Origin of the sequence: Corallococcus sp. RDP092CA, assembly GCF_041903675.1 — a bacterium.
In the GTDB taxonomy this organism is placed as follows: Bacteria; Myxococcota; Myxococcia; order Myxococcales; family Myxococcaceae; genus Corallococcus.
The window spans coordinates 117,684-128,283 of record NZ_JAYESI010000025.1 but is presented as its reverse complement, the minus strand read 5'-3'; the positions used below and the strand labels follow the sequence as shown (position 1 = coordinate 128,283).

Here is a 10,600-nt window from a genome sequence, read left to right as displayed (position 1 = left end):
CTCTTCAATCGCTTGAAGCAGAACCGGCGGGTGGCGACGCGCTACGAGAAGCGCGCCGCCAACTACCTCGCGATGGTCCAAATCGCCTCCATCCGCCTCTGGCTCTGATTTGCGGACACGCCCTAGCACGTCCCGCCCGCGACAGGCAGTCCCCGGCGCCTCAAGAGGCCGTGTCGATGCGGCTGTGGCGCCGCGTGTCCGGCATCACCGTGTAGACGAGCAGCGAGCAGAAGATGCACGCCGTGACGTACCAGAAGAACCAGGGCTCGCGCCCTGCCAGCTTCAGGCGCGTGCCCACGTACTCGGCGGTGCCGCCGAAGAGGGACACCGTCAGCGCGTAGGGCAGCCCCACGCCCAGGGCGCGGATGCGCGCGGGGAACAGCTCCGCCTTCACCACGGCGTTGATGGACGTATACCCGGAGAGGATGACCAGCGCCGCGAGCACCAGCATGAACGCGGTGAAGGCGTCCCGCGTCCGCGTCAGCGCGGTGAGCAGCGGCACCGTGCACAGCGTGCCCAGGACGCCGAACCCCATCAGCACCGGCCTGCGCCCCACCTTGTCGGAGACGAGCCCCAGCACCGGCTGGAGCAGCATGTAGAGGAACAGCGAGCCCGCGGAGATGAGCGTGGCCTCGTCGCGCGTCAGCCCCACGGAGTTCACCAGGAACTTCTGCATGTAGACCGTGTATGTGTAGAAGGCCAGCGTCCCACCCATCGTGAGCCCCACCACGACGGCGATCTCCTTCGGGTGGCGCGACAGCTCCCGCATGGGGTGGTGCTCGGACGGCTTCGCGGCCTCGCGGGTGAAGGCCTCCGTCTCCACCATGTGGCGCCGCAGGTAGAAGCCGAGGATGGCCAGCCCCGCGCCAATGCCAAACGGGATGCGCCAGCCCCAGGCCTCCAGCTGCGGGCCCGTCAGGAGCAGCCGCTGCAACACCAGCAGCGTCAGCGTGGCGAGCAGCTGCCCCAGGATGAGCGTGACGTACTGGAACGAGCTGTAGAAGCCCCGGTGGAGGGAGGTGGCCACCTCGCTCAGGTAGGTGGCGCTGGTGCCGTACTCGCCACCCAGCGAGAGCCCCTGGAGCAGCCGTGCGAGCATCAGCACGACGGGCGCCGCCACGCCGATGCGCGCGTACGTGGGGCACACGGCGATGACCAGCGAGCCCAGGCACATCAGCGTGACGGACAGCGTCAGCGCGGACCGGCGGCCCCGGAGGTCCGCGTAGAGCCCCATCACCCAGCCGCCCACCGGCCGGATGAGGAAGCCCAGCGCGAACACGCCGGCGGTGTTGAGCTGCCGCACCAGCGGGTCCGCGTCCGGGAAGAACGCCTGCGCGAAGTACAGCGAGAACGCCGAGTAGACGTAGAAGTCGTACCACTCGATGAGGTTTCCCACCGAGCCGCCGAAGATGGAGAACACCCGCTGCCGCACGTCGGACATCGGGCTCGCGCTCAGGCCTTCAGCGCGCGGTCGAACAGGTCCACGAGCCGCGTCCAGTGCGTCTCCGCGGCCTCCGCGTTGTACGCGCCCGTGCCCGGGACGGTGTAGCCGTGCTGCGCGCCGGGGTAGAGCTCCGAGCGGTACTTCACGCCCGCGTCCTTCAGCGCGGCCTCCAGCGCGCGGATGGCGTCCGCCGGCATGGAGCTGTCGTTGTCCGCGTGGCCGAAGTACAGCTCGGCCTTCACCTTGTTCACCAGCCGGTGGGGGCTGTCGGGCGCGTCCGTGGCCAGGCGCCCGCCGTGGGAGGACGCCGCCGCGCCGATGCGCTCCGGGAAGTCCGCGGCCATGCGCACCGCGATGCCGCCGCTGAAGCAGTAGCCGGCCACGCCCGCCTTCGGGCCCCTCACGGAGGGCTGCCGGGCGAGGAAGTCCAGCTCCGCGCCCGCGTCCAGCTTCAGCCGCTCCGGCGTCAGCGAGCCCATGAGGCCGTAGAGGCGCTTGCGGAACGCCTCGTCCGCGAAGGAGCCCTGGAGCTCCAGCTTCGAGGTGGAGCCGTCCCGGTAGAACACGTTGGGCATCAGCACGACGTAGCCGGACCTGGACAGGCGCCGGGCCATGTCCTCGAAGACGGGCCGGATGCCAAAGGCATCCGGAATCATGATGACGGCCGGCCACGGCCCCGAGCCCTCCGGCTGGAACAGCTTCGCGTCCATCACTCCATCCGCGGTCTTGATGTCGACGTCCTGCATGGCGGGGTGACCTCCAGGGCGGGCCGTGCATGTGCCCGTGCCGGAAGAGACACCACACGCGCGGCCGATGCGCCATCCGTTTCGCGATGGGTCCCTCCACGCCGCGCGAAACGGACACTTCCTTCCCCGTGAGATGAAGGCCAATCCCCCCATGGGCGCGGGCGTCGAGGACGGCGAGCCTCGCGTGTCCCCGGCGCGCGGGGGCCTGCGGTGCTTGCTCGGACGGCAGGAGCTGCATGGGCGGACACGGCGGCAGGTGTGCCGGTGCGCGGCTCCTGGCAGGATCGCGCTCGACCCCTGGAGCAGGAGGGCAAGGTGGGCATGCATCGCGAAGGCGCGGCCGTGGTCCGGACCTGGGTGTTGCTGGGCGTGTTGTTCGGCGCCGGCGCGCGGGCGGAGGTGACGCGCGCGGAGTTCCTGGTGCCGTCGGAGGAGGGCATCGAGGTGTCCGTCCGCGAGGTGAAGGACCCGGGCATGCAGGTGGCCAACCTGCCGCCGCTCATCCTCCTGCACGGCGCGCGGGTGCCGGGGCGGGCCTCGTTCGACCTGCCGGTGGAGGGGGGCTCCATCGCGGCGGAGCTCGCCCGCGCGGGGCACGCGGTGTACCTCATGGACGCGCGCGGCTACGGCGGCTCCACGCGGCCCCTGGCCATGAGCACGCCCGCGAAGGGCCGGCCGCTGGTGGGCTCGCACGAGGTCGTCCAGGACGTGCACGCGGTGGTGGCCTGGGTGAAGGCGCGCACGGGTCAGCGCCGCGTGGGGCTCGTGGGCTGGGCCACGGGAGGGCACTGGGCGGGCATGTACGCCAGCCTCCATCCGGACAACGTCAGCCACCTGGTGATGCTCAACGCGCTGTACGCGGGCAGCGCGGAGCACCAGGTGCTGGGGCGGGGCACGGACTTCGAGGATCCGAAGCGGCCGGGGCAGTTCAACGCGGCGGGCGTCGGCGCGTACCGGTGGAACACGGGCGCGTCGCTGATGGCGGTGTGGGACCGGCAGCTGCCCGCGGAGGAGGAGGCGCGGGCGAAGTGGCGGGACCCGGAGGTGGCGGCGTCGTTCCAGCGCGAGGCGCTCGCGAGTGATCCGCTGGGGCCCTCGCGCACGCCGTTCGCCTTCCGGGCGCCGTCCGGGGCGCTGGAGGACAGCTTCTACCTGGCCACCGGCCGGCAGCTCTGGGATGGGGCGTCCATCACCGCGAAGGTGCTCCTCCTGCGCGCGGAGAACGACTTCTGGAGCCGCCCGGAGGACGTCACCCGCCTCCAGGAGCACCTGGTCCACGCGGCCAGCGTGAAGGCCGTGGTGCTCCCGGGAGCGACGCACTTCGTGCACCTGGAGCGGCCGGAGCGGGGCCGCCGCCTCCTCATGGACGAGCTGCTGCGCTTCACCGGCGCGCGGGTCACGCCCGCGCCGAAGCCCCCGAAGCCCGCCGCGCCTTGAGCCGCTAGACTGGCGGGGATGATTTCCATCCGGAGACTCGAACAGGCGACCCCCGAGGAGCGGCAGGCGCTGGCCGAGCTGCTCGTCAACTCCGTGGACGGAGGCGCGTCGGTGGGCTTCCTGCCGCCGCTCACCCTGGAGGCGGCGGCGGAGTACTGGCGGGGCGTGCTCGCGGCGCTGGGCCCGGGGCTGGTGCTCTGGGTCGCGGAGGTGGACGGGCGCATCGACGGCACGGTGCAGCTGGCGCCGTCCCTGCGGCCCAACGGGCTGCACCGCGCGGAGGTGCAGAAGCTGCTCGTGCACTCGCGGGCCCGGGGACAGGGGCTCGCGTCGCGGCTGCTCCAGGAGGTCGAGCAGTACGCCCGGGGCGCGGGGCGCACCCTGCTGGTGCTCGACACGCTGGCGGGGTCGAAGGCGGAGGCCGTCTACCAGCACTTCCAGTGGCAGCGCGTCGGAGAGATTCCCGACTGGGCGCGGCACACCGACGGTGCGCTGCACCCCACAGTCCTCTTCTTCAAGCGGCTCGTCTCGTAATGCCTCACTGCGCGCGGGGGCAGGGTGGGTCGTTGGGGCAGCGGCCCTCGGTGTCCCTGGGCGTCGTCTGCGTGCATCCCTGGATGCGCGCGAAGGTGTTCGTCTCCAGGAAGCCCACGGCGTCCGAGCCGTTCCAGCCGCGCAGGATGCCGTGCCCCGCGCTGTCCTCGATGGAGGCGCCGGCGATGAACGGCGTGGCGGGCTCCTCGAAGAGGAGGATGGCGGAGCTCACGTCGAAGGAGGGGGGCAGGTAGTTGCAGCCGAAGCTGGAGCACAGGCAGGGGCCGCCCGCGTAGCGCACGCGGATGAACTCCAGCCGGTCGGCGGGGTTCGTTCCGTCGAAGCGCAGGCCGGCCCAGTCGCCCGCGGCGGGCGTGGCCTGCGCGGAGGTGAAGATGACGGGCCGGGCCTGGGTGCCGGCGGCGATGAGCGCGCTCTTGCCGTCATAGACGAGCAGCCGGCTGCCCGCGTCGAAGCGCAGCTCGGCGCCCGCTTCAATCGTGAGCGTCGCGGCGGTGTCGTGGTTGCCCACCGTGAGGCCTTCCAGGTGGTATGGCACGCCCAGGTCGCGCAGGGTCGCGTCGCCGCCCAGGTAGGAGATGGTCGCGGACGCGACGCTGGGGCCGACGAGGATGGCGTCCTCGCGGTTGCCCGTGTACGTGCCTGACGGCAGGGTGCCCAGCGCGTTGGGGTTGACGGCCATGGGCTGCGGGCTGGAGGTGCTGCCGGAGCGGGTGATGGTCAGCGCGGTGGAGCCCTCCGCGAAGCCGGCGGTGCCATTGATGAGCACGCCAGGGCCGGAGGACTCCTCGATGGTGACGTGGTCCACGAACAACGGCCGGCTGCCGGGAAGGTCCGTGCTCGCGCGCACGCGGACGGTGGCGGCGGCGGTGGACGGATCGCCGCCCCGGGACAGGGTCGTCCACGTCAGGCGCGCGGAGCCGCCCGGGTTGATCAGTAGTTGACCCCAGGGCCGTCCGGAGTCCGCGGCCTCGATGCGCACCGGCTTGGCCTGCGTGCCCTGGGTGATGAACGCGCCGCCGCTGTTGACCTGGATGTTGGCCGAGGCGCTCATGCTGACGACGGTGCAGGGCTCCACGGTCACCGGGGCGTTGACGTCCAGCGACGAGACGACATGGGGGCTGGACGCGCTCCACGTCTCCGGCGCGGAGATGGTGCCCTGGTGCGTGACGGCGGCGCCCGTGGGCGCGGGGCAGCCCGTGTCCTCCACACCGGAGTCAGGCGTGTCCGCAGGAGTGGGGTCGGACTCCGAGGAACAACCCGGCAGGGCGCAGGCGGTCAGCAGCAACAGCAGGGCGGGGCGTCGGAACGAAGCGTGCATGGAATCCGTCTCCAGGTGAAAAGGCTCTCCTGAACCATCGCTGTTCTCAGCCACGTGTGACAATGCAGATGTGTGTTGTTTTACTGTCTACAGGTGTTGCTTCACGGGCAACACCGGATGAACGCCCAGTGCTCCGTTGGCGCAGATGGGAATGCCACGCCTCGAGTTCGACGAACTCCTCGGGTTGGTGCTCTCAAGGAGCGTAGGGATAGCGCGCCAGGACCTTCCCCTCTGGCGACACGGCATACAGCGCGTACCAGTGCGCAGAGGGATTGAACCCAGGTGCCGCCCAACCGCACCTCTCGACGCGTCGATTGATCTCCACGAAGTACAAGCCGCCGTGTTGGGCGACGGAGACCTCCATGGCCTTGGCAGTGTACGAGCAGTCCTTCGCGTACTCCTTGGGGAAGCTCGCAAGCAGTCGCTGAAGGGCCGCATGGGCGGCGAGGAGCGCCGGGCCGTCCAACGTCGCCAGGGGGCGCAGATCGTCAGGCCACTCAATCCCCTCCGCGATGAGAGGTGCGCGGGGAGCAGTGCCGCCGTCGGAGTTCGCCGCGACGGGAACCGCGGGGCTGCCCCCATCCCTTACCGCGGTGCCCGAAGAGGGGGGCGGCGTGCCTCCATCCAGCAGGAGCGTCATGAGCAGGACGTGGTGAGGGAGTTTCATCATGGGGACAGGCTCCTGGGCGCTTCTACCACTTCAACTCGGGTGAGCAGCGAGGCAGCAGCATGCGGGGGCTGCGCATGCCAGAAGCCTCTTGCGGATGACAGTTCGCCTGGAAATCCCAACGCGCGTCGCCCTCATTCCATTGGAAGACTTCTCCCGCCGGATTCCACTTGTAGAAGCGGGGCTCATCCTTGTGCCCCGTGGCGAGCCAGGCCCATGCGGGGATCAACCGGTTCCTGGAATCACGCGCCAGTTGACCATCCGGGCTCGCGGCATAGGACACCATCGTCCACAAACCGTCCGCCATCTTCACCGCGGGGAATTGACCCAGGTCGTCACTGCTCATCCGCGTCGCGCACGGGTGGTTGTGGGCGAAGCCAACGACAGGCATGCCTCGGCCAAACGATTCGTCGTCGACGCCACCGAATGGAGGCTGGCATGAGCTGCGCTCTTCCAAGAGGTTGCGGATGGGCCATGAGACACGCCAGTCCTGCGGCGTCTTGTAGAGGGCGACGCAGTACTCCGCCGCATCCGGGCGAGGCCTGCCGGTGCTCGGGTCGCAGGCATCCGCCGCGCCTGGCAACGCCATCAAAGCTCGGAGCGTTGGCAGCACCAGGTCATCCGGGACCGTGTCCGTGTCCGCGACGACGGTCGGAATCTCCTGATGTGACCAGGGCCCCGGAGCTACCGCGAGGTCGAACCGCCCTTCCAAGATGGGCAATTCAGAGCGCAGGTAGTAGCGCCTGGGGGCCGCGCATCCCAGGACCAGCACGAATACGACAGCGCAGGTTCGCTGCCATGCGTGGCGCCTTTCCTGTGGGGCGATCAGATGCTGGAGCTTGGAGGGGAGAGCGGGCATTGCTCCCTCAGAGTAGCGGGCTCGTGGAATGACCTGGCAACTCCCTGTCGCGCGTGAGAGGACACTCCGCCCGGAGCACGACCGCAGGGGCTCGTTTGAGGCCCTTCGCGCGGGCATGCGCGCCGCGAGCGGCGCCACGGCGCCAGACATGCCAGCGCGGGAGGGCGGATCCACAAAGGGCGCCCTCCCACGCGTGCGGACAGGGAAGACTTCAGCTCACGCGTGAACGCTTGCGCCGGGTGGCCAGCGCCGCGAGCGCCAACCACGCGAGCGGTGCCACGGGGGCCGCGCCGCAGCCGCAGCCGGAGTCCTCCTCGGGCGGGGGATTGTCCGTGCCCGCGTCCGGCTCCCCCTGCTCGCAGCGTCCGTCCCCGACACAGACCGTCGCCGTGGCTTCCGCGGTCGCGCCCCGCGTGTCCACCACCACGAAGCGCACGGTGTGCGGGCCCGGCGCCAGGCCCGTGGTGTCCCAGCGCCCGGGCTCGCCCCCGAAGTAGAAGCGGTTGTCCGAACCGGTGTCCGTGGAGGCCAGCGTGCCGTCCACATAGAACTCGGCGCGGGTGCAGCCCACGTCGTCCACGCAGTCGCCGAAGAACTCCGCCGTGGCGCCCGACACGCGCTCGCCCTGGGTGGGGCGGGTGAGGACGGCGCGCGGCGCCTCGTCCGCCTTCGTGGTGAGCGTGAAGGTCTGCTCCGCGTCCGGCGACTCGCCGTTGGCCGCCCGCACGCGCACCTCCACGGAGCCCTCCGCCGAGGGCGTCCAGGTGATGAGGCCGGTGGCCGCGTCGATGCTCATCCCCTGCGGCACCGTGCCCTCCAGCAAGAAGGTCGGCTGCGGCCGGCCCACCGCCTCCACGTCGTAGCGGTAGCTGGCGCCCACCACGGACGTGGTCACGGGCGTGGAGGTGATGGAGGGCGGGAGCGGCTCATTGTCCACCTCCACGGCCTCCAGCGTGCGCGCGTCCAGCCCCGGCATGGCGAGCGTGATGGTGGCCACGCCGTCCACGTTGTCCGCGTCCTGCGAGGCCCGGAGGGTGACCGTCTTCGGCGTGCTCCAGTTGGACGTCGTGAACGTGAGCGTGGACTCGGAGGCCACGGTGATGTCCGGGTCCCCCTGCGTGGACGCCACCGTGACGGTGACGTTCGACGCGGGCCGCAGGGAGAGGGACATGTCGAAGGTGGCGGTGCCACCCTCGGGCACGGCGAGTCGCTGGGTGGACAGCACCAGCCGGGGCGCGTTGTTGTCGATGGTGGTGGCCACCACCGCCTCGTCCGCCAGGCCCTCTGACGACACGGTGAAGGTGGCCGTGTCCGCGACCGCGTCCTCGTCCTCCACCGCCTCGATCATCACGACCTGGGGCGCGCTCCAGGTCGCCGGCGTGAAGGTCAGCGTGTCACTGCCCAGCAGGCGCAGGTCCTCGGAGCCGCCCAGGGCCCGCGCCACGCGCACCGTCACGGACGCGTCAGGCGCCTGGGCCAGCCGCACGGTGAAGGCCGCGCGGCCGCCCTCCATCACGCGCGGGTTGAGCCCGCTCACGACCAGCTTCTGGCCGGAGGCCGCCGGGACCACCCGACGCACCACCCCGTTGTTGACGCCAATCGCATAGAGCGCGCCGTCCGGCCCCACGCTCAGGTCCACGTTGGAGGCGAAGCCCGTCGCCCATTCGTCCACCGTCGCCACCGAGTCGTCCGCCGCCAGCGTGACGCGCGTCACCTGGGCGCTGTTGTAGTCGCCGAAGAAGTAGTTGCCGCGGTACTCCGGCGGGAAGAGGGTGGCGTCGTAGAACGTACCGCCGGTGATGGAGCCGCCCAGCGCCTGCGTCGTCGCGCTGCCCCCGCCGCTGGTCGCGTCCGGCAGGCCCGGCTGGGCCACGGTGAAGGTGGTGGCGGTCGGCGCGTTGTCGGCGCTGGCGACGTAGAACTCGCCGTTGAAGCTCGCGTCCCCGACATCCTCGAGCGTGAGCTTCTCCCCCTTGCGGAAGCCGTGCGGCCCCGTCGTCGTGAACGTCGTGACGCCCCCGCTGCGCACCGCGCCCGTGGCGGTGAGGTTGCGCGTGTCGATGCTGTTGGTGCGGTACTTGACCACCGGCGTGATGTAGTCGTTCCCGAGCGGCTGGTTGTTCTCGTAGTCGTTGTAGCCAGCGTGGGCGCGCCGGCTCACGACGAAGACCTGCTCGTAGCCGTCGCCCACGCTGTTGACCCACAGCCGGCCGTTGCTGGGCTGGAAGGTGAAGGTGAACGGGTTGCGGAAGCCGCGCGCCCAGATGTACTCGTTGTTGGGGCCCACGCCGTCGTTGAACGGGTTGTCATTGGCGGGCGTGCCGTCCAGGTTGGCGCGGCTCACCTTGGTCGCCAGGGACGTCAGGTCCGCGTCCACGCCGGAGCCGTTGCCCAGGTCGCCAATGGACCAGTAGAGCTTGCCGTCCGGGCCGAAGCCCAGCCCGCCGCCGTCGTGGTTGTTGCCCGCCGTGGGCAGCCCCTTGACGACCTCCGTGCGTGCGATGCCCGTGCCGTTGGCGTCCGTGTAGCGGACGATGCGCTGCTCGGAGGGAGCGACGGTGACGAAGACGTAGACGTACCGGTTGACCACGTAGTTCGGGTCGAACGCGATGCCGATGAGGCCACACTCGCTGTTGACGTGGACCACCGGCTCCGTGGCGAACGTGCGCGTCACCAGCGTGGAGGTGCCGGGCTGCGTCTCCAGCACCCCGTCCTTCATGGCCACCGTCCGCACGATGCCGTTCTTCAGCGTGACGAACAGCCGCCCCGAACCATCCGGCGCCCACGCCATGCCGGTCGCCTGCGACAGGCTGCTGGACGAAGAGCTCGTTTCCACGAAGCCGGCGGGCACGGCGGCCCGGGCCGGCGACGCCATCATCAGGAACAACAATGAGGCCATGAGGGGAGTACGCATGGCCCCAGACCCTACCGCACCCCGAGTAGGACCCGGGGGCGCCCCCCGGCGGAATTCCTACCGGGTCGCGGTGAAGCTCCGCCGGATGAGACACTTCACGCTGCCGTCGTCCAAGGAGGAGAGCTTCACCTCGTACTGGCCCTCGATGGTCGAGGCATCGGTGTCCGAGCGGGGGGCCGGAGCGCGCACCGTCGATTCGATGGTGAGGATGCGCTCGAGGCGCACCGGCTGGTTCTGCGCGAGGGTGAAGTTGAGCTCCCGGGAGGGCTCACCGTGGTAGTAGCCCGACAGGTAGTCGTCGCCAAGCTGGCCCGTGACATAGGTGCCGGACAGGCTCAACACGAGCGGACCCGCCGGCAGGCCCTGTCCCAAAGCCTCACACCCTTCCCCCGGAGGGGATGTGTCCGCGAACTGGACGGCATAGGTGCCCGAGATGGCGCAGCCTTCCTCACAGTCGGAGTACGAGCTGCTGCCACAGCCGGGGTTCCCCATGCCGCTGCCCATCGTCATCATGCCCACGGCGACCAGCACCGGGATGCGGAGGAACGTCACGACCTTCGGGGAACGGGCGCTGCGAGGGGCTTCAACGTGCATGGACGACTCCAGGTGGAACGGGAGACGTCAGCCTGGCCAACGCCTGCCCTTGTGCGCACCTGG

The 10,600-nt window shown here is 70.4% G+C and carries 9 protein-coding genes and 1 pseudogene; 3 read left to right on the top strand and 7 right to left on the bottom strand.

What is annotated here, in order from left to right; all coding sequences use genetic code 11:
• Positions 1–108 (top strand): annotated as a pseudogene (locus tag U8525_RS24895) (IS5/IS1182 family transposase); the annotation flags it as partial.
• 52 nt (positions 109–160) lie between these two features.
• Here U8525_RS24895 and U8525_RS24890 read toward each other — a convergent pair.
• Complete coding sequence (locus U8525_RS24890) at positions 161–1,441, bottom strand: MFS transporter (protein ID WP_374268804.1); 1,281 nt, start codon at positions 1,439–1,441, stop codon at positions 161–163.
• A gap of 11 nt (positions 1,442–1,452) precedes the next feature.
• The gene (locus U8525_RS24885) at positions 1,453–2,190 is read right to left on the bottom strand and encodes a dienelactone hydrolase family protein (RefSeq protein WP_374268803.1); all 738 of its coding nucleotides are present in this window, start codon (positions 2,188–2,190) and stop codon (positions 1,453–1,455) included.
• A 321-nt stretch (positions 2,191–2,511) separates the two neighbouring features.
• Here U8525_RS24885 and U8525_RS24880 point away from each other — a divergent pair, with 321 nt between their 5' ends.
• Both U8525_RS24880 and U8525_RS24875 read left to right on the top strand, forming a co-directional pair.
• Positions 2,512–3,627 carry an alpha/beta fold hydrolase gene (locus U8525_RS24880; RefSeq protein WP_374268802.1) on the top strand — a complete coding sequence of 372 codons (1,116 nt, stop codon included), beginning with the start codon at positions 2,512–2,514 and terminating at the stop codon, positions 3,625–3,627.
• 18 nt (positions 3,628–3,645) lie between these two features.
• A complete protein-coding gene (locus U8525_RS24875; RefSeq protein WP_374268801.1) occupies positions 3,646–4,161 on the top strand; it encodes an N-acetyltransferase family protein in 516 nt (171 codons plus the stop codon).
• A gap of 4 nt (positions 4,162–4,165) precedes the next feature.
• Here the strand turns inward: U8525_RS24875 and U8525_RS24870 are convergent, their stop codons facing one another.
• From U8525_RS24870 to U8525_RS24850, 5 genes are all read right to left on the bottom strand, one after another.
• Positions 4,166–5,503, bottom strand: a complete 1,338-nt coding sequence (locus tag U8525_RS24870; RefSeq protein WP_374268800.1) for a hypothetical protein — start codon at positions 5,501–5,503, stop codon at positions 4,166–4,168.
• A gap of 193 nt (positions 5,504–5,696) precedes the next feature.
• Complete coding sequence (locus tag U8525_RS24865) at positions 5,697–6,173, bottom strand: hypothetical protein (RefSeq protein ID WP_374268799.1); 477 nt, start codon at positions 6,171–6,173, stop codon at positions 5,697–5,699.
• Between the two features lie 22 nt (positions 6,174–6,195).
• On the bottom strand, positions 6,196–7,029 hold the full coding sequence (locus U8525_RS24860; protein WP_374268798.1) for a hypothetical protein: 834 nt from the start codon (positions 7,027–7,029) through the stop codon (positions 6,196–6,198).
• A 211-nt stretch (positions 7,030–7,240) separates the two neighbouring features.
• Positions 7,241–9,943 carry a PQQ-dependent sugar dehydrogenase gene (locus U8525_RS24855; RefSeq protein WP_374268797.1) on the bottom strand — a complete coding sequence of 901 codons (2,703 nt, stop codon included), beginning with the start codon at positions 9,941–9,943 and terminating at the stop codon, positions 7,241–7,243.
• Positions 9,944–10,000: 57 nt separating this feature from the next.
• Positions 10,001–10,537 (bottom strand): hypothetical protein, encoded by a 537-nt coding sequence (locus tag U8525_RS24850; protein ID WP_374268796.1) that lies wholly within the window; start codon positions 10,535–10,537, stop codon positions 10,001–10,003.
• Positions 10,538–10,600 lie beyond the last annotated feature (63 nt).